An 810-nucleotide genomic window follows, 5' to 3' on the forward strand; every position below is an offset into this window, starting at 1 on the left:
GATAGGAGCTGAAGAGGGACGCCATTTCTTGCTTATTGAGTTGGGCCGATGTCGTGATCACCGCGCGGTACAGGCGGTTGATTTCTTTGCACTCAATAGCGTTGTTGTTCATCCAGCAGCTGTAATAGCGATAGTCGGGAATCGCTGTGATGTTCATGACACACTGCCTGCAGACATTTTCAAGGAGATACCTGGCCATGCCAGATATCTCTCCGTGTGCATGGCGCGTAATGGCTTTATCGAATATCGGAGCAAAGAAATCGAGGTCGCGTTCCTTTTGTTTTTGAAGGTTGACTTCGATTTCGGCTTCGTTCAATTCTGCTTGCGCGGACTCTTGGTCGGAATCGTCTGGATCGAGCCAGTCGTCATGGTCTGGTTCGGCTGCGTAGTCCATCGAAGCGTGTTGCGCATCGTGGGGAGCAGGGGGCTGACGAATGGCGTTCTGCAAATCGATGTAAAAGCGCAATTTTGCTCGCTCACGAAAGTGGCCCCCAATCTCGTTGAAAAGCGAGCTTAAGTCGACGCGTAATAGGTCGTTGGCTACGGAGACGAGATTCCATGCGCTTGCATTGCCGGTTGCGTTTCCGTCATCGGCGCAATCAATCTCTGGCGTTCTGTTAAGAAGAAGCATGCGGGGATTGACGGGAGAGCGAAGAAAGCCAGCCTCGAAACCCCAGCTAAACGGCTCTTGTTCGGAATCAAGCATTAATGCTCCAAACAGCCAAAATTTAAAACCCGATAAAAGTCATATTACGCGGCTGTTTGCGGCTGTTCAATGGAATCAAGCGAAAAGGCTTAAAACCAGGGAGG

Annotated in this window: 1 protein-coding gene; it reads right to left on the reverse strand. The window is 50.6% G+C overall.

What is annotated here, in order from left to right; genetic code table 11:
• Positions 1-706: hypothetical protein (locus tag AAA138_RS09845; RefSeq protein WP_349090673.1), on the reverse strand; the 706-nt coding region annotated here is incomplete at its 3' end.
• Positions 707-810 lie beyond the last annotated feature (104 nt).

Origin of the sequence: Collinsella sp. CLA-JM-H32B, from assembly GCF_040098065.1 — a bacterium.
GTDB lineage: Bacteria > Actinomycetota > Coriobacteriia > Coriobacteriales > Coriobacteriaceae > Collinsella.